Annotated in this window: 18 protein-coding genes and 1 rRNA gene; 15 read left to right on the top strand and 4 right to left on the bottom strand. The window is 72.7% G+C overall.

All coding sequences use genetic code 11. The annotated features are described in order from the left end of the window. The first annotated feature begins 50 nt into the window (after nucleotides 1-50). Together rrf and L2K70_RS09330 are read left to right on the top strand one after the other, a co-directional pair. A 5S ribosomal RNA gene (gene rrf, locus L2K70_RS09335) occupies nucleotides 51-168 on the top strand. Between the two features lie 183 nt (nucleotides 169-351). Beyond that, nucleotides 352-750, top strand: coding sequence for a single-stranded DNA-binding protein (locus tag L2K70_RS09330; RefSeq protein ID WP_236401526.1), 399 nt, complete (start codon nucleotides 352-354; stop codon nucleotides 748-750). Here L2K70_RS09330 and L2K70_RS09325 read toward each other — a convergent pair. After that, nucleotides 725-1843 carry a DUF1015 family protein gene (locus tag L2K70_RS09325; RefSeq protein ID WP_236401525.1) on the bottom strand — a complete coding sequence of 373 codons (1119 nt, stop codon included), beginning with the start codon at nucleotides 1841-1843 and terminating at the stop codon, nucleotides 725-727. The genes L2K70_RS09330 and L2K70_RS09325 overlap by 26 nt on opposite strands. A gap of 49 nt (nucleotides 1844-1892) precedes the next feature. Here L2K70_RS09325 and L2K70_RS09320 point away from each other — a divergent pair, with 49 nt between their 5' ends. From L2K70_RS09320 to pyrG, 8 genes are read left to right on the top strand one after another with little or no spacing between them, the layout of a single operon-like run. Next, a complete protein-coding gene (locus L2K70_RS09320; protein WP_236401524.1) occupies nucleotides 1893-2915 on the top strand; it encodes an HAD-IIA family hydrolase in 1023 nt (340 codons plus the stop codon). A 10-nt stretch (nucleotides 2916-2925) separates the two neighbouring features. Further along, the gene (locus tag L2K70_RS09315) at nucleotides 2926-3279 is read left to right on the top strand and encodes a hypothetical protein (protein WP_236401523.1); all 354 of its coding nucleotides are present in this window, start codon (nucleotides 2926-2928) and stop codon (nucleotides 3277-3279) included. A 7-nt stretch (nucleotides 3280-3286) separates the two neighbouring features. Continuing rightward, complete coding sequence (locus tag L2K70_RS09310) at nucleotides 3287-4126, top strand: TlyA family RNA methyltransferase (protein ID WP_236401522.1); 840 nt, start codon at nucleotides 3287-3289, stop codon at nucleotides 4124-4126. Further along, the gene (locus tag L2K70_RS09305) at nucleotides 4123-5106 is read left to right on the top strand and encodes an NAD kinase (protein WP_236401521.1); all 984 of its coding nucleotides are present in this window, start codon (nucleotides 4123-4125) and stop codon (nucleotides 5104-5106) included. Before L2K70_RS09310 ends, L2K70_RS09305 begins: the two co-directional genes overlap by 4 nt. Continuing rightward, nucleotides 5099-6871, top strand: coding sequence for a DNA repair protein RecN (gene recN, locus L2K70_RS09300; protein WP_236401520.1), 1773 nt, complete (start codon nucleotides 5099-5101; stop codon nucleotides 6869-6871). Before L2K70_RS09305 ends, recN begins: the two co-directional genes overlap by 8 nt. 15 nt (nucleotides 6872-6886) lie before the next feature. Further along, nucleotides 6887-8086 carry a putative cytokinetic ring protein SteA gene (gene steA, locus L2K70_RS09295; RefSeq protein WP_236401519.1) on the top strand — a complete coding sequence of 400 codons (1200 nt, stop codon included), beginning with the start codon at nucleotides 6887-6889 and terminating at the stop codon, nucleotides 8084-8086. Continuing rightward, the gene (locus L2K70_RS09290) at nucleotides 8083-8976 is read left to right on the top strand and encodes a copper transporter (RefSeq protein WP_236401518.1); all 894 of its coding nucleotides are present in this window, start codon (nucleotides 8083-8085) and stop codon (nucleotides 8974-8976) included. The genes steA and L2K70_RS09290 overlap by 4 nt, the downstream gene beginning before the upstream one ends. 11 nt (nucleotides 8977-8987) lie before the next feature. Beyond that, nucleotides 8988-10679, top strand: coding sequence for a CTP synthase (gene pyrG / locus L2K70_RS09285; RefSeq protein ID WP_236401517.1), 1692 nt, complete (start codon nucleotides 8988-8990; stop codon nucleotides 10677-10679). A 16-nt stretch (nucleotides 10680-10695) separates the two neighbouring features. Here pyrG and pepN read toward each other — a convergent pair whose 3' ends face one another. Continuing rightward, entirely contained in the window at nucleotides 10696-13152 is a 2457-nt protein-coding gene (gene pepN, locus L2K70_RS09280; protein WP_236401516.1) for an aminopeptidase N, read from the bottom strand. A 58-nt stretch (nucleotides 13153-13210) separates the two neighbouring features. Here pepN and L2K70_RS09275 point away from each other — a divergent pair, with 58 nt between their 5' ends. The 4 genes from L2K70_RS09275 to L2K70_RS09260 all read left to right on the top strand — a co-directional run bounded on the left by L2K70_RS09275 (nucleotide 13211) and on the right by L2K70_RS09260 (nucleotide 19104). Further along, the gene (locus L2K70_RS09275) at nucleotides 13211-13843 is read left to right on the top strand and encodes an NUDIX domain-containing protein (RefSeq protein ID WP_236401515.1); all 633 of its coding nucleotides are present in this window, start codon (nucleotides 13211-13213) and stop codon (nucleotides 13841-13843) included. 77 nt (nucleotides 13844-13920) lie between these two features. Beyond that, nucleotides 13921-15036: an alanine dehydrogenase gene (gene ald, locus L2K70_RS09270; protein WP_236401514.1), complete on the top strand. Its 1116-nt coding sequence runs from the start codon at nucleotides 13921-13923 to the stop codon at nucleotides 15034-15036. A 19-nt stretch (nucleotides 15037-15055) separates the two neighbouring features. Then, a complete protein-coding gene (gene xerD, locus L2K70_RS09265; protein ID WP_236401513.1) occupies nucleotides 15056-15979 on the top strand; it encodes a site-specific tyrosine recombinase XerD in 924 nt (307 codons plus the stop codon). Next, nucleotides 15976-19104: an ATP-binding protein gene (locus L2K70_RS09260; RefSeq protein WP_236401512.1), complete on the top strand. Its 3129-nt coding sequence runs from the start codon at nucleotides 15976-15978 to the stop codon at nucleotides 19102-19104. Before xerD ends, L2K70_RS09260 begins: the two co-directional genes overlap by 4 nt. Here the strand turns inward: L2K70_RS09260 and L2K70_RS09255 are convergent. Then, nucleotides 19091-19903, bottom strand: a complete 813-nt coding sequence (locus tag L2K70_RS09255) for an ABC transporter permease (protein ID WP_236401511.1) — start codon at nucleotides 19901-19903, stop codon at nucleotides 19091-19093. The two genes, L2K70_RS09260 and L2K70_RS09255, sit on opposite strands and share 14 nt — an antisense overlap. Next, nucleotides 19900-20922, bottom strand: a complete 1023-nt coding sequence (locus tag L2K70_RS09250) for an ATP-binding cassette domain-containing protein (RefSeq protein ID WP_236401510.1) — start codon at nucleotides 20920-20922, stop codon at nucleotides 19900-19902. The genes L2K70_RS09255 and L2K70_RS09250 overlap by 4 nt, the downstream gene beginning before the upstream one ends. 82 nt (nucleotides 20923-21004) lie before the next feature. On the opposite strand from L2K70_RS09250, the gene L2K70_RS09245 reads away from it, so the two are divergent. Next, the gene (locus L2K70_RS09245; RefSeq protein ID WP_236401509.1) at nucleotides 21005-23620 is read left to right on the top strand and encodes a DEAD/DEAH box helicase; all 2616 of its coding nucleotides are present in this window, start codon (nucleotides 21005-21007) and stop codon (nucleotides 23618-23620) included. Nucleotides 23621-23950 lie beyond the last annotated feature (330 nt).

Below are 23950 nucleotides of genomic sequence, written 5' to 3'. Positions count from 1 at the left end.
CGGCTGACCACAGCCAGCTGGGCGACACGGTTTGTCGAGGTTGAAAGAGTTACGGCGGCCATAGCGAAACGGGAAACACCCGGTCCCATACCGAACCCGGAAGTTAAGCCTTTCAGCGCCGATGGTACTGCAACCGAGAGGTTGTGGGAGAGTAGGACGCCGCCGGACATACATTGTGGAAGTGGGGTCACCTTCGGGTGGCCCCACTTCTGCATTTCCGGAGCTCTGCGGGTCGTGGACGGGCCATCCAACGTCCACAGGTCTGCGCCGGACGCAGGTTTCCACAGGCTCGGGCTCGTTGGCAGTCGCACTGTCGCTCCGTGCGTCGAGAGTCCTCGCAGGAGGTGCACTGTGACCACTGCACAGAAGAACAAGCCGAGCGATCCGATCGACTCGGGCGACCTCGAGGTCGCGACCAACGACGTACGACTGGTGGGCCGGCTGTCGGCCGACCCAGTGGTTGTCGAGCTCCCGAGCGGGGACGCGCTCGTGACCTTCAGGATCTCGGTGACGCGACCCGCGCCCCGAGGATCGGCAACCGGCGCCAAGGGCCAGCGTGTCGACTCCGTGCCCTGCACGGCCTGGACGCCGCGACTGCGCCGCAGCGTGCTGGCGTGGCGTGCCGGAGACCTGGTGGAGGTGTCGGGCTCGGTCCGCTGCCGCTTCTACCAGGCAGGAGGAGCGACCAGGTCGCGCGTCGAGGTCGAGGCGGCAACGGCGAGGATCATTCGTCGGTCATCGGCCGCATGAGCGCGCCGAGGCTGGGCTTGGGCTGGAAGGAGGTCGCCTTCTCCGGCAGGAGTCCTCCCGACTCGACCAGAGCGCGGACCTGCTCGAAGTCGGGACTCGGCAGCAGGACGGCCGGCGACGAGTCGCTGGTGGCGGCCAGCGTGTCCTCGACGTTGTGGTGGTGCTCGATGCGCCTCGGGGGAACAGGCAGCAGTGGCAGCACGCGTTGGTGCAGCCACGACACCGCCGCGTCCCGGTCGAGGTCGACCGGGCTGACGGTGTGCCATGAGGTGCCGTCGGTCAGCACGAGGTGGGTGCTGTCGAGCGCCCCGAGGGCTCGGCGCCGTTCGTCGGTCGTCACGTCCGCGCCTGCCTCTCGAGCAGCTGCGACGAGGTCCTCGAGGGTCGTGCCGGGCAGCGTGCGGTGGATCGCGCCGAGGAACAGCGGTGTGTCGACCTGGTCGACCAGCATCGCCAGGCCCGCGTCCCACGCAGTCCCCGGGTGCTCCTGCTGCAGACGGAGGTAGGCGGCGTACCGGTGGTGGCCGTCGGCCAGCAGGCAGCGCGTGCCGCCCAGCAGCGTCGCGATCCGGGCGAGGACGTCGACGTCGCGGATCGCCCAGATGCGCTGGCGGTGGCCGCTCCGGTCCAGGTACCGCCACTCGGGCTCGGCGCGGGTGACGTCCGCGAGGAGCGCGCGCAGCTCCGGATCGCCGTGGTGCACGAGGAGGATGGGGGCGGGGTTCAGCTCCATCTGGTACATCCGCTCGGCCAGCTCGCCGGCCTGCTCGGGATGGATGCCCTCGTGGGGCCACACCGCCCGGTCGGCACGCGACGCCGTACGCCTCGACATCGCGAGCGCGCCGACGAGACCGCGCACGGTGAGCCCCGCGGCTGTGTACTCGTGGAGGTAGAGGGCCGGAGCACTGTCCGCGATCGCACGTCCCTGCTCGATCCACTCGGTCAGGCGGGCAGCGACGTCGCGATAGGGTCGCGCGAGCGCCCGCGCGGACGCCGGGTCGCCGACCCGGGCCGGTGCGAGCATCAGGGCGCGGAACGGCAGCAGCTCGAGGGGCTTCGCGACGTACGGGGGTACGTCGGTGGCGAAGTCCATCGGAGCATCGTAGGGGGACGCTCGTCACGATCCGGAGAAGGGGTGGAGCATGCTCGAGGAGTCGACGACTCCGCTGGCGGAGGCGCACGACCTGGTGATGTTCGACCTGGACGGCGTGGTCTACGTCGGCGACACGGGCATCGAGGGCGTACCGGAGCAGATCGACCGGCTGCGATCGACCGGGGCGCACGTCGCGTTCGTCACCAACAACGCCTCGCGGACCCCGGACAAGGTGGCCGAGAAGCTCGTGGGGGTCGGTGTCAGCGCGTCCCCCGAGGACGTGGTGACGTCCGCCCAGGCGGCCGCGAGAGTGCTGCTCGAGGAGCATGGCGAGGGCGCGCGGATCCTGGTGCTCGGTGGGGAGGGGCTGCGGGTGGCCCTCGGCGAGGCCGGTCTCGAACCGGTCGACGATCCCGACGGCGCCGTCGCTCTCGCGAGCGGCTACGGCCCCGACGTGCGGTGGCGCGACATCATGCGGGCAGCAACCCTCGTCCGCGACGGCCTTCCCTACGTCGCCAGCAACACCGACATGACCATCCCGACGCCCTACGGACTGGCGCCGGGCCACGGCGTGCTCGTGCACACCATCTCCGGCTTCGCCGGCGTCGAGCCGACGGTCGCGGGCAAGCCGGAGAAGCCGCTGATGGAGGAGACCGTCCGCCGTGTGGGCGGGGAGCGGCCACTGATGGTGGGGGACCGTCTCGACACCGACATCGAGGGCGCGCACGCGATCGACGCCCCCTCGCTGCTCGTCCTGACCGGCGTCAGCTGGCTCGAGGACCTCGTCGCGGCGACGCCCGGGCTGCGGCCGTCGTACATCTCGCCGACGCTCGAGGGGCTGTTCGAGCCGCACCCGGTGCCCGGCCGGACGGACGACGGTGCGGTCGAGCTCGGCGGGTGGACCGCACGGGTCGACGACGGCCGGCTGTCGGTGGACGGAGGCGGCAGCGACGCCGACTGGTGGCGGGTCGTCGCGACCGCGGGCTGGCTGCACCTCGACTCGTCCGGGACCCCCGTCGACCTCGGCGACACGACGCCTCCCGGGCCGGTCCGCCGGCTCGGCGCCGAGTAGGGTCGAGGGCATGGATCAGCGGCCCGAGCCCACCGAGCGAGACCACGGGGGCGATCTCGAGGGTGACGCCGAGGACCACGCCGAGAGTCAGGCTGGAGACCACGTCGAGGACCACGTCGAGGACCACGTCGAGGACCACGTCGAGGACCACGTCGAGGACCACTTCGAGGACGGCGTAGGCAGCACGACGGGCGACGGGACCACCGGCGTTGCCGAGGTCGACCGGGTCCTCGCCGACGTGGCCGCTGTGTCGGGCGCTCCAGTGTCGGAGCACGTCGCGGTGTTCGAGCGGGCGCACGACCAGCTCCGGCGTGCTCTCGACGCCGTACCGGAGCCTCGGCCCGACCGACGCCAGGACACCTGAACCGACCGTGCCGCCTCGACGACTTCGCCTCGACCAGGAGCTCGTCCGTCGCGGGCTCGCCCGGTCGCGCGAGCACGCGAGCGAGCTCGTCGCCGCCGGGCGCGTGACGGTGTCGGGCGCTCCCGCGACCAAGCCCGCCACTGGCGTGACGACGGACGTCGCGATCGTCGTGCGCGACGACCCGACGTCGGTCGACTACGTGTCGCGCGGCGGCCACAAGCTCGCCGGCGCACTCGAGGCGTTCGCCGCGCACGGCGTGAGCGTCGAGGGCAAGCGCTGCCTCGACGCAGGCGCGTCGACCGGCGGTTTCACCGACGTCCTCCTGCGCGCGGGTGCCCGTCAGGTCGTCGCCGTCGACGTCGGCTACGGCCAGCTCGCGTGGTCGCTGCAGAGCGACGAGCGGGTCGAGGTGCACGACCGCACCAACATCCGTGAGCTGACGCCCGACATCGTCGGCGAGCCGGTCGACCTCGTGGTCGGCGACCTGTCGTTCATCTCGCTCGCGCTGGTGCTGGACCCGCTGCTGTCGGTGACCCGGGAGGACGGGGAGCTCGCGCTGATGGTGAAGCCCCAGTTCGAGGTGGGCAAGGACCGCGTCGGCAAGGGCGGCGTGGTGCGCGACCTCGGGCTCCGTGCGGAGGCCGTCACCACCATCGCCGACCTGGCCGCCGCCCGCGGGTGGGGAGCGGTCGCGGTGACCGTGAGTCCGCTGCCGGGACCGTCCGGCAACGTCGAGTTCTTCCTGCTGCTGCGCCGCGGCGAACCGGCGATCGACGCCGCGGACATCCGTGCCGAGGTGGAGAGGGCGGCCTCACTGGGGGTGGCGTCTGAGAGGGTGGATCCGTGACCACCCCACACCCGTCGCCGCCCGGACGTCGCGTCCTGGTGCTCGCCCACACGGGCCGCGCCGAGGTGCGCGAGGTGGCCCGCGAGTGCGTCCAGCGACTGACCGGTCACGGGATCGCCGTACGGCTGCTGGCCGACGAGGCGGCCGACCTCGGGCTGGCGGCCGGCTCCGGCTCCGGGGGCCTGGTCGAGACCACCTTGCCCGACGACGTGCCGGGGGAGGGCTGTGAGCTGGTGCTGGTCATCGGCGGCGACGGCTCCATCCTGCGCGCGGCCGAGCTGACCCACGAGACCAGCACGCCGCTGCTGGGCGTCAACCTCGGGCACGTCGGCTTCCTCGCCGAGGCCGAGCCGGATGACGTCGAGTCGACCATCGCCGCGATCATCGACCGCGCCTACACCGCCGAGGACCGGCTCACCCTGGGCGTGCGGGTGCTGGTGGGCAAGGAGGTGCTGTTCTCGACCTTCGCGCTCAACGAGGCCAGCGTCGAGAAGGCAGCCCGGGAGCGCATGCTCGAGGTCGTCGTCGAGGTCGACGGACGCCCCTTGTCGCGGTGGGGCTGCGACGGCGTCGTGTGCGCCACCCCCACCGGGTCGACCGCCTACAACTTCAGCGCCGGCGGCCCCGTCGTGTGGCCCGAGGTCGAGGCACTGCTCATGGTGCCGCTGAGCGCGCACGCCCTCTTCGCCCGCCCGATGGTGGTCGCGCCGACCTCCCTGCTCGCCGTCGAGGTGCTGTCCGACAACGAGGGCGCCGGCGTCCTGTGGTGCGACGGACGACGGTCGGTCGACCTGCCGCCCGGCGCGCGCATCGAGGTCCGCCGCGGCGACCGGCCGGTGCGGCTGGTCCGGCTGCACCACGCGCCGTTCACCGACCGGCTCGTCGCGAAGTTCGACCTGCCGGTCGAGGGCTGGCGTGGCGCCTCCGAACGCCGGCGCCGCGAGAACGGCGAGGCCGACGGGGGAGACCGCGATGCTTGAGGAGCTGCGGATCAGCCAGCTCGGCGTCATCGACTCCTCGACCCTCGAGCTCGGACCAGGGCTCACGGTCATCACGGGTGAGACCGGAGCCGGCAAGACCATGGTCGTCACCGCGCTCGGGCTGCTGCTCGGCGGCCGCGCCGACTCCGGCGCCGTCCGCACCGGTGCCCGGCAGGCCCGGGTCGAGGGCGTCGTCTCCACCGCCGCGCTCGAGGGCTTCCGCGAGGCCGTCGAGGACTCCGGTGGCGAGGTCGAGCACGACCGGGTCGTGCTGGCCCGCAACGTCGCGGCGCAGGGACGCTCGCGAGCCTGGGTCGGCGGCGCGTCGGTCCCGGTGACCACGCTCGCCGAGCTCGCCGAGCCGCTCGTCGCGGTCCACGGCCAGTCCGACCAGCACCGGCTGCTGCGGGCGGGTGCCCAGCGCGAGTCGCTGGACCGCTTCGGCGGAGCCGCACTCGCGGAGACTGCAGCGTCGTACGCCTCCCTGTGGGCCGAGCTCGCGGCGACGGAGCGCACGCTGGCCGAGGTGCTCGGGTCCGCGCGCGAACGCGCCCGCGAGGCCGACCAGCTCCGGTTCGGTCTCGGCGAGGTCGAGGCGGTCGACCCGCGGCCGGGCGAGGACGTCGAGCTCGCTGCCGAGGAGACCCGGCTCGGCTTCGCCGACACGCTGCGGACCGCGGCCGAGACCGCGCGCGAAGCCCTGTCGAGCGAGGAGGGCGCACCCGACGCGCTGGGCACGACCAGCACCGCACGGCAGGCCCTCGACGGCGTCCGCGAGCACGACGCGACCGCCGGTGAGCTCGCCGACCGGATCGCCGAGCTCGGCCACCTCCTGGTCGACGTCGCCGGCGACGTGGCCTCCTACGCCTCCAGCCTCGAGACCGACCCGGCGCGGCTGGCGAGCGTGTCCGAGCGACGGGCGGCGCTGACGGCGCTCACCCGCAAGTACGGCGAGACGATCGACGAGGTGCTGGCGTGGGCCGAGGACGGCGCCAAGCGGCTCCTCGACCTCGAGGACACCGACGGCCAGGTCGGCGAGCTCGAGGCCCGCCGCGACCGGCTCCGCGCCGAGCTCGGCACGCTCGCGGCCACCCTCAGCAGCCAGCGCACCGACGCGGCCACCCGGCTCGGATCGGCGGTCAGCGACGAGCTCAGCTCGCTCGCGATGCCGCACGCGACCGTCACCGTCGCGGTGTCCCAGCACGAGGTCGCGGCCCCCGAGACGCCCGGCGGCCCCGTGCTGCACGTCGACGGACGCTGGCTGCGCGCCGGGTCGCACGGCGTCGACGACGTCGAGCTCCTCCTCGCGGCCAACACCGGCGCCGATGCGCGCCCGCTGCACAAGGGCGCGTCGGGCGGTGAGCTGTCGCGCGTGATGCTCGCGCTCGAGGTGTCGCTCGCCGAGACCGGCACGGTGCCGACCTTCGTCTTCGACGAGGTGGACGCCGGGGTCGGTGGCAAGGCGGCCATCGAGGTCGGCCGTCGTCTCGCCGCGCTCGCGCACACCTCGCAGGTCCTCGTCGTCACGCACCTGCCCCAGGTGGCGGCCTACGCCGACCGGCACGTGGTGGTCCACAAGTCCAGCGACGGATCGGTCACGACCTCCGGGCTGGTGACGCTCGACGAGGCCGACCGCGAGCGTGAGCTGTCGCGGATGCTCGCCGGCGTCGAGGACTCCGACAGCGCGCGCGCCCACGCCCGCGAGCTCCTGGCAGCCGCCGCGCCCGAGCGGGCGTGCCTCCACGAAGGCCCCCCGAGCGGCTGACACCATGGCGCGGTCATGAAGTTCGCCGTCCGCTCCCGCCCTGCCCCTGCCCTCCCCGGTGTCCACGGCCCCGCCCGGCTGCACCGGCGTACGGCGAGCCTGCTCGGTCGCCTGCACCCCGGCGACGTCGCGGTGCTGGACCACCTCGACATGGACCGCGACACGGCGCAGGCGCTGGTCGACGCCGACGTGGTCGCCGTCGTGAACGCGAGCCCGATGATCTCCGGCCGCTACCCCAACCTCGGCCCCGAGCTGCTGGTGCAGGCGGGCGTGCTCGTCGTCGACCGCGCCGGGCCCGAGGTGTTCGACCGCCTCAGGGAGGGCACCGACGTCCGGATCGACGGCGGCGTCGTCCACGTGGGGGAGCGGGTCGTCGCCGAGGGGCGCGAGGTGTCAGCCGACGTCGTCGACACCGAGATGACGCGTGCCCGCAGCGGGCTCGCCGCCCAGCTCGAGAGCTTCACGCACAACACCACCGAGTTCCTGCGGCGCGAGCAGGACCTGCTGCTCCACGGCCACGGGATCCCCGCCGTCGCGACCGACGTCGCCGGCCGGCCGGTCGTGGTGGTCGTCCGGACGCCGGGCTGGGAGGACGAGCTGCGCGGGATCCGGCCGTTCGTCCGGGAGCAGCGGCCGGTGCTGGTCGGCGTCGGCCGCGGTGCCGACGCGCTCGTCGAGGCCGGGCACCGTCCCGACGTGGTCGTGCTGACCAGCGGGGCCGATGACCTGCCGAGCGCGGCGGTGCTGCGCAAGGCGCGCGACGTCGTGGTGCTGGTCGAGCGCGGGTCGCCGCGCAGCGCGATCGAGCACCTCGAACGCCTCAGCATCCGCCCGCTCCGCTTCGAGACGACCGCCACCCCCGAGGACGCCGCCCTGCTGTTGGCCTCGACGCACGAGGCGTCCCTCATCGTCGGGGTCGGGCTGCACGCGACCCTGACCGAGTTCCTCGACCGTCGGCGCACCGGCCTGGCCAGCACCTTCCTGACCCGCCTCAAGGTCGGTCCCGACCTCGTCGACGCAACGGCGCTGCCGCGGCTGTACGACGGCGCCGTGCGTCCGCGCCACCTCCTGGGTGCGCTGCTCGCCGGGCTGGTCGCCGTCGCCGCGGCGATCAGCGTGACACCCGTCGGCCAGCAGTGGGTCGACGAGCTCGCACCCGCCATCTCGAGCACCACCACCGACCTCGCCCACGACGTCCGAGGACTCCTCCCGTGATCACCCTGCGCCACCACCTCCTGACCATCGTCGCCGTGTTCCTGGCCCTCGCGGCGGGCATCGTCCTGGGCGGCGGCCCGTTGTCCGGGGTCGGACCGGCCGTCACGACCGCCGCCACCGAGCGCTCGGACGCACCGCCGCAGACCACCGCGCAGGCCGACTACGACGAGGCCTGGGTCTCCGCGCTCACCGCACCGGTGCTCGGCGGCCGGCTGGCTGACCGCTCGGTCGTGCTCGTCACCGTCCCGGGCGCCGACGAGCAGGTCGTCGCCGACCTCTCCGCGCAGGTCGAGGCGGCAGGAGGCACCGTCGCCGGGCGCTACGCGCTCGGCGCAGACCTCGTCGACCCGGCCCAGAAGTCGCTCGTCGACACGCTCGGCAGCCAGCTGCTCACCCAGCAGGCCGAGGGCGTCGTGCCGGCCGAGGCGTCGACGTACGACCGGATCGGGCAGCTGATCGGCCTGGCCGTCGCGAGCAAGGAGGCGGACGGCGAGGACACCACGCGCCGCACGCGTGCCATCGCGGACGCCGTCAGCGGCGCCGGCCTGATGGAGCTGCCGGGCGACGCCCAGCGCAGGGCCCCGCTGGTGCTGCTGGTGCTGGGCACCGACGCGGGCGACGAGGGCTCCGACGCGATCCTGTCCGGGCTCGTCGACGGACTCGCGTCGCAGGCGATGGGCGTGGTCGTCGCCGGCACGCTGGCCGACGGCGACACCGGTCAGCTCGGCCGCCTCCGCGCCACCCCTTCCGCGACACGCGTCACCACGGTGGACGGGATCGACACGCTGGCCGGACGAGCCACCGCCGTGATGGCCCTGGCCCGCGCGCTGACGACGCCGAGCGGATCCTTCGGTGCGTCGGGTGCGGACGGTCCGGTCCCTCTCGGGTAGGATCGAAGCCCGTGAAGAACCCCACGCCGACCAAGCACGTTTTCGTGACCGGAGGCGTCGCCTCCTCACTCGGCAAGGGGCTCACCGCCTCCAGCCTGGGCAACCTGCTCAAGGCGCGCGGCCTGCGCGTCACGATGCAGAAGCTCGACCCCTACCTCAACGTGGACCCGGGCACGATGAACCCGTTCCAGCACGGCGAGGTCTTCGTGACCAACGACGGGGCCGAGACCGACCTCGACATCGGCCACTACGAGCGGTTCCTCGACACCGACCTGAACCAGATCGCCAACGTGACGACCGGCCAGGTGTACTCCACGGTGATCGCCAAGGAGCGCCGCGGCGACTACCTCGGCGACACGGTGCAGGTCATCCCGCACATCACCAACGAGATCAAGGACCGGATCCTCGCCATGGGCGGGCCGGACATCGACGTGGTGATCACCGAGGTCGGCGGCACCGTCGGCGACATCGAGTCGCTGCCGTTCCTCGAGGCCGCACGCCAGACCCGGCACGAGATCGGCCGCGACAACTGCTTCTTCATCCATGTCTCGCTGGTGCCCTACATCGGGCCGTCGGGCGAGCTGAAGACCAAGCCGACCCAGCACTCCGTGGCCGCGCTGCGCTCCATCGGCATCCAGCCCGACGCCATCGTCTGCCGCGCCGACCGTGAGCTGCCGGCCGGCATCAAGCGCAAGATCGCGCTGATGTGCGACGTCGACGACGAGGCCGTGGTGACGGCGGCCGACGCGCCGTCGATCTACGACATCCCGAAGGTGCTGCACCGCGAGGGCCTCGACGCCTACGTCGTACGGCGTCTCGACCTGCCGTTCCGCGACGTCGACTGGACGGACTGGGACGACCTCCTCCGCAGGGTCCACCACCCGTCCGAGGAGGTGACCGTCGCGCTCGTCGGCAAGTACATCGACCTGCCCGACGCCTACCTCTCGGTCAGCGAGGCGCTGCGCGCCGGCGGCTTCGCCCACGAGGCCAAGGTCAACATCCGCTGGGTCGCCTCCGACGAGTGCGAGACCGAGGCGGGCGCGGCCAAGCACCTCTCCGACGTCGACGCGATGCTGGTGCCCGGCGGGTTCGGCGTGCGCGGCATCGAGGGCAAGCTCGGCGCGCTCCGCTACAGCCGGACGCACGGCATCCCGACCCTCGGCCTCTGCCTCGGCCTGCAGTGCATGGTCATCGAGTACGCCCGCAACGTCGCCGGTCTCGGCAAGGCCGGGTCCACCGAGTTCGACCCCGACACCGTCGAGCCGGTCATCTCCACCATCGAGGAGCAGAAGAAGTTCGTCGAGGGTGCGGGCGACCTCGGCGGCACCATGCGCCTGGGCCTGCAGAAGGCGGCCCTCGCGGAGGGCAGCGTCGTGCGGACGACGTACGGCAGCGCGGAGATCGAGGAGCGCCACCGCCACCGCTACGAGTTCAACGACGCCTACCGCGAGACCCTGTCCGAGGCCGGTCTGGTGTTCTCCGGCATCAACCCCGAGCTCGGGCTGGTGGAGTTCGTCGAGCTGCCGGTGGACGTGCACCCCTACTACGTCGCCACGCAGGCGCACCCCGAGCTGCGCTCGCGCCCGACGCGGCCGCACCCGCTGTTCGCCGGGCTGATCGGTGCCGCCATCGAGCGGCAGCGCTCCGAGCGCTTCCCGATCGACGAGTCCGGGCTGCGCCGCAAGGACGACGCCGAGGACTGACGACGCGCTGCCCGGCTCAGAGCTGGCGGGCCTGGAGGATCCGGCCGAGGACGAAGGAGTTCGCGCCGAGCTGGTTGCGGGCGTAGGAGCTGAGGCGCTCGTCGTGGACGGCCTCCTCGGCCGCGGCGAGGAAGGAGGCGTCGCCGGCACCGAGGGGGTACATCGCCCGGATCGTCAGGCCCTGGTTGAGCAGGCCTCCCTTGAGCGTGTGCAGCTCCTCGAGGTAGCGGTGCGTGAACGGCGCCAGCAGCTCGGCCTGGCCCGGACGCCAGAAGGTCGAGCCGAGGACCAGCGTCTCGCGGCTGGCCGGGACGGCGTAGTCGACGAAGAACGCGCGCCACACCTCCTCCTTGGCCTCCACGTCGGGGCGGGCCGCGAGGACGGCGAGACGGCGCATCCCGGCGTCGGGGTCGGGGTCGGACTCGAGCAGGTGGCGGACGACGTCCTCGTCGTAGTCACCCAGCTCGGAGCGACGCGTGGCCATCCGCCACGCGAGGTCGAGGTCCGTCGCCTGCTCGGCCGCCGCCTCGAGCACCTTCCAGTGCTCAACGGTCGACGCGGACGCGGCCAGCGTGCGGAGCGCGGCCTGGCGGGCGTCGGGGATCTCGACGAGACCGACGACCGCGTCGGCGAGCCGGCGCAGCAGCTCGGGTGACTCCGCGGCCGGCGCCCACCGGTCGGCAACCAGCAGTGCCTGGGCGAGGAACGGCTCGATGAGGGCCGGGCTGGTCTCGGTCGCGAGCGCGCGGGTGAGCGCTGCGGCCACGTCGCGGGGCGCCACGTGACCCAGCAGCAGGAGCTGGCCGGCGGTGGCGGCGACGAGCGCCCGGTCGAGGGGGTCGTCGAGCTGGTCGACGCGGGTGAGCATCTGCTCCAGCGAGGTCGCGTCGGGGCGTACGGCGGCGAAGGTGAGGTCGCCCGCGTTGACCAGCCGCAGGTCGCCGGCCGGGAGCTCGACCGGCGTGCGCGTGCCGGTGACCTCGTGGGAGGACCGACCGACGGGAGCGAGCTCGTCGCCGGAGGTGTCGAAGACGGCGATGTCGAGGCGGTGCGGCCGCGGCTCGCCCCCGTTGGTGGTCTCGACGACCAGATCGTCGCCGTCGAGGGTGATGACGTCGGTCCCGGCCTCGTCGAGCCACGCGGCGGTCCACGCCGAGAGGTCACGGCCGCTGGCGCGGGAGTAGCAGTCCATCAGGTCGTCGAGCCTGGTGTTGGTGAAGGCGTAGCGGCTGAAGTAGTCGCGCAGCCCCGCGACGAACGCCTCCTCGCCGATGAAGGCGACGAGCTGGTGCAGCACGCTCTGGCCCTTGACGTAGGTGATGGCGTCGAAGTTGGCCATCGCCGACGAGACGTCCGCGACGTCGCTGCGGATCGGGTGACGGGCCGGGCTCATGTCCATCTCGTAGGCCGTGCGCTTCGAGACGGCGAGGAACGTGGCCCACTGGTCGGTGAACTCCGACGCGCCGGCCATGCCCCAGTTGGCCGCCCAGGACGCGAACGCCTCGTTGAGCCAGAGGTCGTCCCACCACTGCATCGTGACGAGGTCGCCGAACCACATGTGCGCCATCTCGTGGAAGACGAACTCGGCGCGGACGCTGCGCTGGGCGTGGGTCGGGGGAGTGCGGAAGAGCTGGCCGTCGCCGTAGGTGACGCACCCCCAGTTCTCCATCGCTCCGCCGAGGTTGGGCACGAACACCTGGTCGTAGCGCTCCTGCGGGAACGGGTAGCCGAACTGCTCACCGAAGAACGCGAGGCCCTGCCGGGTGAGGGTGACGAGCTCGTCGAGGTCTCGCTCGAGGATGGTCCTGAGCGACTGGCGGCAGTAGAAGCCGAGGTCGTAGCCGTCGTGCTGGCGCCGCACCTCGTGGAACGGGCCGGCGTTGACCACGACGACGTACGTCGACAGGCGCGGGGTGTCCGGGTAGGTCCAGACCCGCGCGTCCGAGCCCACCGAGGGATCCGCGTCCTCGACCGACTCCGGCGCACCGTTGGAGGTGACCACCCACGACGACGGGGCGGTCACCACGAAGCGGTGGGGAGCCTTGAGGTCGGGCTGGTCGAAGCAGGCCCAGACGCGTCGGGCCTCGTCGGGCTCGAGGCTGGTCCAGACGTAGACGAGCTTGTCGGTCGGGTCGACGGTGCGCAGGATGCCCTCGCCGGTGCCGGTGTTGGTCGTGCTGGCCTCGACGACCAGGACGTTGTCGGCCGCGAGCGGGGGCAACGGCAGGCGGCCGTCCGAGGCCTGCGAGACGTCGATGTCCTCGCCGTTGAGGGTGGCTCGCGCGACGTCCATCGCGACGTCGACGAAGGTGGTCTCCCCGGGGTGCCGGCAGGTGAAGGTGATGGTGCTGACGGAGGAGAAGACCTCGCCCTCGAGCAGCCCGGTCATGTCGACCGCGATGTCGTAGCGCTGGACCTCGAGGAGGGCCGAGCGGGTGGCTGCTTCGTGCTGGGTCAGGGTCGACAACGTCATGCCCGTGACCCTAATCACCGTGTCCACCTGCGTGGGCCGCTGGGTTAGCGTGCACGACATGGACACCGACCCCGGAGACGCTGCCACCCGGTCCGACGACGAACCGCTCGCCGACCGGCCGATGTCCTGGCCGGTCGTGTCGACCCACGACCTGCACCGCGACGACTGGGTGGTGGCGCTGCGCGAGGACGTGATCACCCGGCCGGGCCACAGCGAGCAGTTCAGCCGGATCAGCCTGGAGCACCCGGGCGCGGTCGTCGTCCTGGCGGTCGACGACGACGAGCGGGTGATGTGCCTGCGGCAGTACCGCCACACCAGCGGGTACGAGTTCGTCGAGCTGCCGGCCGGCCTCAAGGACGCCGGCGACGAGCCACCCGTGGAGACCGCGAAGCGCGAGCTGCGCGAGGAGGTCGAGCTCGAGGCGACGGACTGGCGACTGCTGTTGAGCACGTTCGGCAGCGCGGGCATCAGCGACGAGGTGCACGACATCTTCCTGGCGCGCGGGCTGTCCCACGCCCCGCGCGGCGACTTCGAGATGCGCCACGAGGAGGCCGAGATGCAGCACTTCTGGGTGCCCATGAGCGACCTGCTCGACGCCGCCCTGGAGGGGCGGGTCAGGCAGGGTCCACTGGTGCAGGCGGTGCTGGTGTACGAGGTGCTCCGGCAGCGCGGCACCCTCGACGGCTCCTGAGCGTGTCCGGGAGTAGTCTCGCTCCCGCTGTGAGGCGAGCCACGCCCGTGGCCCCTCTCTGACCCTAGGAGCAAGGAATGAAGGTCGGCGTACCCAAGGAAGTCAAGAACCGCGAGTACCGCGTGGCCCTGACCCCCATCGGCGTGCACGAGCTGGTCCAGCACGGTCACGACGTCGTGATCGAGAAGTCCGCGGGCGTGGGCTCGCAGATCCCCGACGAGGAGTACGTCGCCGCCGGCGCGACGATGCTCGACACGGCCGACGACGTGTGGGGCGAGGCCGAGATGATCCTCAAGGTCAAGGAGCCGATCGCCGAGGAGTACGGACGGATGCGGGAGGGCCAGACCCTCTTCACCTACCTCCACCTCGCCGCCGACAAGCCCCTGACCGAGGAGCTGATGGCCCGCAAGGTCACCGGCATCGCCTACGAGACCGTCCAGCTGCCCTCGGGCGGCCTGCCGCTGCTCTACCCGATGTCCGAGGTCGCCGGCTGCCTGGCGCCCCAGGTCGGCGCGTACTCGCTGATGAAGGCCAACGGCGGCCGCGGTGTCCTGATGGGTGGCGTCGGCGGTGTCGCCAACGCCAAGGTCGTCATCATCGGAGCCGGCGTCTCGGGTCAGAACGCCGCCAACATCGCGCTCGGCATGGGCGCCGACGTGACGCTGCTCGACACCGACCTCGACAAGCTGCGCATGTCGTTCTGGCGCTACAACAACCGGGTCCACGGCCTCGCCTCGTCCAAGCTCGCCATCGAGCAGCAGGTCATGGAGGCCGACATGGTGATCGGTGCGGTGCTGATCCCGGGCGCGGCCGCGCCCAAGCTGGTCAGCAACGACCTGGTCTCGCGGATGAAGCCGGGCTCGGTGCTCGTCGACATCGCGATCGACCAGGGCGGCTGCTTCGAGGACTCGCACGCGACCACGCACGACGACCCGACCTACGAGGTCCACGACTCGGTCTTCTACTGCGTGGCCAACATGCCCGGCGCGGTGCCCAACACCTCGACGTACGCCCTCACCAACGCGACGCTGCCCTACGCGGTGGCGCTCGCCGACAAGGGCTGGCAGCAGGCACTGCGTGACGACAAGAGCCTGGCGCTGGGCCTCAACACCCACGCCGGCCAGCTCACCAACGGGCCGGTCGGCGACGCCGTCGGCATCGACTCGGTGGGTCTCGACACCGTCCTGGCGTGAGGGCCTGTTGAATGGCGGCGTGAGCCTCGGCCGGGCCGTCCGCACCTACCTCGACCACCTCACGGTCGAGCGCGGCCTGGCCGCCAACACCCTCAGCTCCTACCGGCGCGACCTGGGCAGGTACGACGAGTTCCTCGCGGCCCAGGGCATCGACGACCTGGACGCGGTCACCGAGCAGACGGTGGCCGCGTTCCTGGTCAGCCTGCGTGAGGGCAGCGAGGCGCACCCGCCGCTGAGCGCGACGTCGGCGGCGCGCACGGTGGTGGCGGTGCGGGGATTCCACAAGTTCGCCGTCTCCGACGGGCTCGCCGTCGCCGACCCGGCCGCGGCGGTCAAGCCGCCCACCCCGGCGAAGCGGCTGCCCAAGGCGCTGCCGTTGTCCGACGTGGAGGCGATCCTCGAGGCGGCCGGCGCGCCGGACACGGTGCTGGCGCTGCGTGACCGGGCGTTGCTCGAGCTGCTGTACGGCACCGGCGCCCGGATCTCCGAGGCGGTCGGTCTGGACGTCGACGACCTCGATGCGGTCGACGGCACCGTCCTGCTGCGCGGCAAGGGGGGCAAGGAGCGGATCGTGCCGGTGGGCGGCTACGCACGTGACGCGGTCGCGGCCTACCTCACCCGCGCCCGCCCGGAGATCGTCGGTGCCGGTCGCGGCGGGCCGGCGATGTTCCTCAACTCGCGCGGCGGCCGGCTCTCCCGTCAGAGCGCCTGGGCGGTGCTGGTCAGGGCCGCCGAGCGCGCCGGCGTGACGGCGTCGGTGTCGCCGCACACGCTGCGCCACTCCTTCGCGACCCACCTGCTCGACGGCGGCGCCGACGTGCGCGTCGTGCAGGAGCTGCTGGGGCACGCGTCGGTCACCACGACGCAGGTCTACACGCTCGTCACGGTCGACAACCTGCGGGAGGTCTTCGCGACCGCGCACCCGCGGGCCCGCGACACATGATCCGGCTGCGGCTGCTCGGGCCGCCCACCTGGGACGGCGTGCCGCTGGTCGGGGCGCGCCCCCAGGCGCTGCTCGCCGCGCTGGTCCTCGAGCCGCGCGGGCTGAGCGTCACCCACCTCGTCGAGCAGGTGTGGGAGGACGCTCTGCCCGCCAACCCCGGCAAGGCGCTGCAGGTGATCGTGTCGCGCGTGCGGTCGGCGACGGCCTCGGAGGTGGTCGAGCTGACGGAGACCGGATACCGGCTCGGCCTGCCGCCCGAGGAGGTCGACGCGCTCGCGCTCGGCCTCCACGTCGCCGAGGCGCGCGAGCTGCTGCGGGCGGGCGACGCCGTACGTGCCGCCGAATTGGCCGAGGCCGCCCGGGCGCTGGCAGCGGTCGCGGACGACGAGGCGTCCGGGCCGGTGGACCGACTGCGGTCGCTGGCGGCACGGACGCTCGCCGCCGCGGACGACGTCCTCGGCCGCGCGCTCGCCCACCAGGGCCGGCACGCCGAGGCCCTGCCGCTGCTCGAGGCCGCTGCCGCACGGTGGGTCGACGACGCCGGGGTGCTCGCCGAGCTCCTGCGCACGATGGCGGCCATCGGCGGACCGGCGGTCGCGCTCGGTCGCTACGAGGCCTACCGCGAGGACCTCGCCGAGCGGCTGGGGGTGGACCCGGCGCCCGAGCTCCAGCGCCTGCACCGGGAGCTGCTCGCAGCGGACGACCCGGTGCGCACGGGGCTGAGGTACGACGGCGAGCCCCTGCTCGGGCGCGACGACGACCTCGCGCGCCTGCGGTCGGCCCTCGCCTCGTCCCGGCTGGTGACGGTGCTCGGCCCGGGCGGCATCGGGAAGACCAGCGTCGCCCAGGCGCTCGCCCGGGAGTCGGTGCTCCCGCACGTGCGGGTGGTCGAGCTCGTCGGCGTGGGTGCCGGCGACGACGTCGTCGCCGCGGTCGGTGCCGGCCTCGGCGTGCGCGGGTCGGTGACGACACGGGCCATCCTCACCCCGGCCCAGCAGGCCGACGTACGCAGCCGCATCGCGGCCGAGCTCGACGCCGGTCCGACGCTGCTGGTGCTCGACAACTGCGAGCACGTCCTCGAGCCGGTCGCCACGCTCGTCGCGTTCCTGCTCGCCACCACCCGTGACCTGCAGGTGCTCGCGACGAGCCGCGCGCCGCTGCGGCTGGCCGCGGAGCGGGCGGTGCCGCTGACCCAGCTGTCGGCCGGTGACGCGGCGGACCTCTTCGTCCGGCGGGCCACCGCCACCCGCCCCGACGCGGTCCTCGAGCCCGAGGCGGTGCGCGAGGTCGTCGAGCGCCTCGACGGCCTGCCGCTGGCCGTCGAGCTCGCCGCTGCCCGGGTGCGCACGATGACGGTGTCGGAGGTGGCTGCAGCGCTCGAGGACCGGTTCGCCGCGCTCCGCAGCCGCGACCGGAGCACCCCGGACCGGCACCGCACCCTCGAGGCCGTCATCGCCTGGTCCTGGGACCTGCTGGCCGCGGACGAGCAGCGGGCACTGGCGTGGCTGTCGGTGTTCCAGGACGGCTTCGACCGATCCACCGCGCGGAGCGTGCTCGGGGTCGACGGCCCCGACCTGGTCGACGCGCTGGTCGAGCAGTCGCTGGTCGTGATGGGGGAGGACGGCGGCAGCGCGCGCTTCCGTGCCCTCGAGACGATCCGGGAGTACGCCGCGGCGCAGCTGGTCGACGCCGGCGACCTGGACGACGCGACCGCCGCCCAGCGCCGGTGGGCCGTGGAGCTCGCGGACCGCTCGGTGGACCTCGTCGTCACCGACCACCAGGTCGACCTGCTGGACCGGCTGGTCCGCGAGCAGAACAACCTGACCGACGTGCTGCGACACGCACTGGCGACCGGCGACCGTGAGGTGACGGCCCGACTGGTGGCGCTGCTGGGCAGCCTCTGGACGGTGACGGGCGACCAGCCGCGCATCTTCGCGGTCTGCGACCCGGCGGCCGAGCTGCTCTCCGGCTGGGAGGTGCCGCCGGACCTCGTCCCGCACGCCCACGAGGCAGCGGGCGTGCTGATGCTCCACCTCAGCTGGATGCCGGGAGTCGACCTGAGCGCGCTGCGCGACCTGCTGCTCCAGGGCGGGCCGCCCGAGGGGGTGTGGGGCCTTGTCGGCCACACCGTGCACGTCGCGACCGAGCCGGCGGACGCCGCCGAGCGGCTCGCCCGCCTCGCCGCCACCCAGCCCACGGCCGTCGCCGGCGCGCTGCTGATGTGGGCGGCGATCGTCGCCGAGAACATCGGTGACGTCGAGGAGGCGCGGGCCCGGGCGGAGCAGGCGCTGGGCCTCGGACCGCTCCCGCCCTACCTCACCGCGTCGTTGCACGCCGAGCTGAGCCAGCTCGCGATGGCGACCGGTGACCACCACCGGGCGTCGGCCCACGCCGAGGTCGCGTGGCCCCTGCTGGCCCGCGTGCACTCGCTGACGGACTCCTACAGCCTGCGGATGGCGACGATCATCTCGCCGCTGCTCGATGGCGACGTCGAGCGTGCAGCGTCGATGCTGGAGGCGCTCGGCGAGCCGGAGGGCGAGTCCGCGCAGATGGGAGCGCGGCTCACGTGGCTGACGGCGCAGGCCGAGCTCGCCCTTGCCCGCGGCGACCACGCGGGTGCGATCGGTCGCTATGACGACATCGTGCGGATGGTCGTCGAGTCCGACCCCGCCGCCGGGATCAACCCGTGGCTGATGCTCGCCGCGTCCTCGGCGCTGGTGGCCCGCGTCCGCCACGGCGACCTCGACGACGATCCGCGGGCCTCCGAGCTGCGCGACCTGCTGCTCGGGGCGTCGGGCGGGGTCTCCGACTCGTTGCTCTGGTTCTCCGACCTGCCGCTCAACGGCGTGATCCTCGTCGCGCTCGGCTCCTGGGTGTTGCGCTTCGGGCCGGCCGAGCAGCACGAGGACGCCGTACGGCTGCTGGCGGTGGCGCACCGCTGGGCCTACAACCGCAGCATCCCCGTGATGGCGTGGGAGCCAGTGGTCGCCCGCGCTGACGCGGCGCTGCCCGGGCGGGTCGGCGAGCTCGTCGCGGAGCTGGCCGGCCGCCCGGGCCCGGAGCTGGTGCCCGGCGCCGCCGAGGTCGTCGACCGGCTGCGGCGCCGGTGGCTCACATCGTCTTGAAGCGCCGTACGGAGAGCGGGGCGAAGACGGCGACGACGACGGCGCACCCGAGGAGCGCCCAGCCGACGGCTCCGGTCACCTGGCCGTGGTTGGCGAGGTCGCGCAGGGCGGTGATCACCAGCGACACCGGGTTGACCTCGGCGAACGCCTCGAGGGGGCGAGGCATCGTGTCGGTGGGGACGAACGCGTTGGACAGGAACGTCAGCGGGAACATCACGAGCAGCGAGATGCCCTGCACGCCCTGGGCGTTGCGCCCGACCAGGCCGAAGAACGTGAAGATCCACGCCAGGGACCAGCCCGCGACCACCGCGAGCAGGATCGCGCCGGCCACACCGGCGAACCCCCCGCCCGGGCGGTAGCCGATGACGATGCCCACGACGAAGGTGAGCACCGCGGCGATGAGGTAGCGCAGCATGTCGGCGACCATCGGCCCGGCGAGCGGCGCGATGCGGGCGATGGGCAGCACCTTGAAGCGGTCGAAGACGCCGGAGTCGAGGTCGGTGCGCAGCTGCACGCCGGTGGCGACGCACGCCGTGAGCACGGTCTGGCCGATCAGGCCGGGGATGATGAGCGGCAGGTAGCTGCTGACGTCCCCGGAGATCGCGCCGCCGAAGATGTAGGCGAACATCGCGGTGAAGATCAACGGCTGGATGGTGACGTCGAACATCACCTCCAGGCTGCGGCGCATCTTGACGGTGGCACGCCAGGCGAGGGTCAGGGTCTGCGAGACGGTGTCGGCCAGGCTGACGCGCGGCGCCAGGTCGGTCGTCGGTCGGGTCTCGGGGGCGAGGGTGGTCATCGGGAGGCCTCCATCTGCGGGGCGGGGTCGCGGGTGTCGTCGGTGCCGGTGCCGGTGTCGGTGTCCGTGCCGGTGTCGTGACCGGTGAGGGCGAGGAAGACCTCGTCGAGCGAGGGCTTCTGGACGGTCACCGACTCGATCGCCACACCGCGGTCGCGCAGGGCGACGAGCAGGTCGACGGACTGGTCGGTGCGCTGGAGCGCGACGGTGACGCGTCGCGCCTCGGGCGTGAGGGTGGGTGTCTCGCCGACCAGCTGCTCGGCGAGCGCGGTGGCCGCCGGCAGGTCGGTGGGGTCGACGAGCTGGAGCTGGAGGGTCGAGCGGCCCACCGACGACTTCAGCTCGTCGGAGGTGCCCTCGGCGACCTTGCGGCCGTGGTCGATCACCGCGATCCGGTCGGCGAGCTGGTCGGCCTCGTCGAGGTACTGGGTGGTGAGCAGCACGGTGCTGCCCTCGGCGACGAGCTCGCGGATGGTGTCCCACATCTGGCCGCGGGTGCGCGGGTCGAGGCCGGTGGTCGGCTCGTCGAGGAAGATCAGCGGGGGACGGGTGATCAGGCTGGCGGCCAGGTCGAGGCGCCGGCGCATGCCGCCCGAGAACGCCGAGATCGGCTTGGACGCCGCCTCGGTCAGGTCGAACTGCTCGAGCAGGTGGGCCCCGCGCTCGCGTGCCTCGGTGCGACCGAGGCCCTGCAGGCGGGCGAAGAGCCGGAGGTTCTCGGTCGCCGTGAGGTTCTCGTCGACCGAGGCGTACTGCCCGGTGACGCCGAGGAGCTGGCGCACCAGGTGCGGCTCCGTGCGGACGTCGTGGCCGAAGACCTCGCCGGTCCCGCCGTCGATCGGCAGGAGGGTCGCGAGCATCTTGAGCATGGTGGTCTTGCCGGCGCCGTTGGGGCCGAGGACGCCGAAGACCTCGCCGCGGTGGACCTCGAGGTCCACGCCGTCGACGGCGCGGTGGTCGCCGAAGGTCTTGACGAGCCCGGTCGCCCGGACGGCCGTCTGGGTGTGTGGTGTCTTCATGGTGGAAGCGTGGGCCGCCCCGGTTTCACGGCGGTTGCGCGCCGCCTCCCGCGGTGAAACCGCCGGATGGTTGGATCGGGTCATGCCGGAGGCCGCCGCGAGACTCGACACCCGGATCCGCACGGGTGCCGACCCCGACGCGGTGTACGACGCCTACGCCGGGTGGGTCGTCGACCAGGGCCTGGGCCTCTACCCGCACCAGGACGAGGCGGTCATCGAGCTCCTCGGCGGCAACCACGTGGTCCTCGCGACGCCGACCGGGTCCGGGAAGTCGCTGGTCGCGATCGGCGCGCACGCGGCCGCCCTCGCGCGCGACGAGGTGAGCTTCTACACCGCGCCGATCAAGGCGCTGGTCAGCGAGAAGTTCTTCGCGCTCATCGAGGTCTTCGGCGCCGACAACGTCGGCATGCTCACCGGCGACGCCGCGGTGAACCCGGACGCGCCGATCATCTGCTGCACCGCCGAGGTGCTGGCCAACATCGCGCTGCGAGAGGGCCGGGCCGCCGACGTCGGCCTGGTCGTGATGGACGAGTTCCACTTCTACGCCGAGCACGACCGCGGGTGGGCGTGGCAGGTGCCGCTGCTCGAGCTCGTCGACGCGCAGTTCCTGCTCATGTCCGCGACCCTGGGCGACGTCTCCTTCTTTGTCGACGACCTCCACCAGCGCACCGGTCGCGACACCGCCGTCGTCGACGACGCCGAGCGCCCGGTCCCGCTGAGCTTCCGCTGGTCGATGGAGCCGCTCGACGACACCCTCGAGGAGCTGGTGACGACCGGCCAGGACCCGGTCTACGTCGTCCACTTCACGCAGGCGGCGGCCGTCGAGCACGCCACCAACCTGCTCAAGTCCCGGCTCGGCTCCAGCGGGCTGAAGGTCGACAAGGACGCGATCGCGGAGCGGATCGGCGCCTTCCGCTTCGGGGCCGGCTTCGGCAAGACCCTCTCGCGGCTGGTGCGCAACGGCATCGGCGTCCACCACGCCGGGATGCTGCCGAAGTACCGCCGGCTGGTGGAGACGCTCGCCCAGGCGGGGCTGCTGCGCGTCATCTGCGGCACCGACACCCTCGGTGTCGGCATCAACGTGCCGATCCGCACGGTCCTGTTCACCGGCCTGGCCAAGTTCGACGGCAACCGGCAGCGGGTCCTCCGGACGCGGGAGTTCCAGCAGATCGCCGGCCGTGCCGGTCGCGCGGGGTTCGACACGGCCGGCTACGTCGTCGTACAGGCCCCGGAGCACGTGATCGAGAACGAGCAGGCCAAGGCGAAGATCGCGGCGCGGCAGGCGGCCGGCAAGAAGAAGTCCAAGGTGCAGCTCAAGAAGGCGCCCGAGGGCACCGTGGTGTGGACGGAGCAGACCTTCGACAAGCTCGTCGCCGGCGTGCCGGAGCGGCTGACCAGCCGGATGAAGGTCGACAACGCGATGCTGGTCAACGTCCTCTCCCGCGAGGAGGACGCCTTCCCCGTCATGCGGCGGCTGCTGATGGAGGGGCACGAGGAGCAGCGCGGTCGCCTCCGGCTGGCCCGGCGCGCGCTGCGGCTCTCGCGCTCGCTCGTGCGCACCGGCATCGTGACCCGGCTCGACGAGCCGGACCGCTTCGGGCGCCGCTACGTCCTGACCGTCGACCTGCCGGAGGACTTCGCGCTCAACCAGCCGCTGGCGCACTTCGCGCTGGCGGCCTACGACGTGCTGGACCCGGAGTCGGAGACCTACAGCCTCGACATCATCTCGGTCGTCGAGTCGGTGCTCGAGGCGCCGCGGCAGATCCTGATGGCGCAGCAGCACGCCGCCCGCGGCGAGGCGATCGGTGAGATGAAGGCCGACGGGATCGAGTACGACGAGCGGATGGCGCTGCTGGAGGAGATCACCTGGCCGCAGCCGCTGCGCGAGCTCCTCGAGGCGCTCTACGAGACCTACCGGCAGACCCACCCGTGGCTCCCCGACGACGCGCTCGGCCCCAAGTCGATCGTGCGCGAGATGTGGGAGAACGGGATGGGGTTCACCGACTTCGTCGGCCGCTACCAGCTCGCCCGGTCCGAGGGCCTGGTCCTGCGCTACCTCACCGACGCCTACCGGACGCTGCGGCACTCGGTGCCCGAGGCGCACCGGGCGCCGGAGGTCGAGGACGTCATCGAGTGGCTGGGGGAGACGGTGCGCCAGACCGACTCCTCGCTGCTCGACGAGTGGGAGGCGCTGTCGGACCCCGACCACGTCTCCAGCGCGGTCGCCCACCACGAGCCGCCCCCGCCGCCCCGGCCGCTGTCGAAGCAGGAGCGTCCGTTCAGGGTGATGCTGCGCAACGCGATGTGGGCGCGCGTCGACGCGGTCGCGCGCGACGACCTCGACGTGCTGGTCCGCCTCGAGCGCGCCGCCGCCGACCGCACCGACCCGCCCCGGCAGGTCGTGGTCGGCCGCTCCGTGTGGGACGCGGCGATCGAGGACTACTACGCCGAGCACGACACCGTGCTCACCGACGGCGACGCCCGCGGTCCCGACCTGCTCGTGGTGGGGGAGGAGCGCACCGGTGAGCCCGTCGGCGCCGAGGACGGTACGACGTCCCGGCTGCGCGACGTGCGCCAGACGATCCACGACCCGGAGGGCCACCACGACTGGGTGATCGAGGCGACGGTCGACTGCGACGCGACCGACGAGGCGGGCGAGCTGGTGCTCGCCACGACCGCGATGCGGCGCCTGGACTGAGGTCCGTCGCGACTCCCGGCCCTGCACAGAGTTGTGCACAGGTCCGGCCGTGGCTGTGCACGGCACCGGGGCGTCGTACACAGGTTCGGACGGCTGCCTGTGGGACTGGCGCCAGGTGTTGGTGACCCCGCTCCGGCAGTCCTAGGGTCCCTGCGGAACACGACGGCGAACTGTCGACGTGTCGACAAAGTTTCGCCAGCCCGGCGTGGTGCAATCGGAGCCCAGGTCGACGAGCAGCAAGGAGCGGACATGAGTGGTGCAGGGTTCAGCGGTCCCGGGTTCGGGAGCAGCGCCTCCGAGATGCCGCCGATGTACCGACCTCGCACCTCG

The sequence above is a fragment of the Nocardioides potassii genome, assembly GCF_021648885.1.
GTDB classification, from domain to species: Bacteria; Actinomycetota; Actinomycetes; order Propionibacteriales; family Nocardioidaceae; genus Nocardioides; species Nocardioides potassii.
Note: the sequence above shows the minus strand (reverse complement) of the source record. Positions and strands in the feature narration are given on the sequence as shown.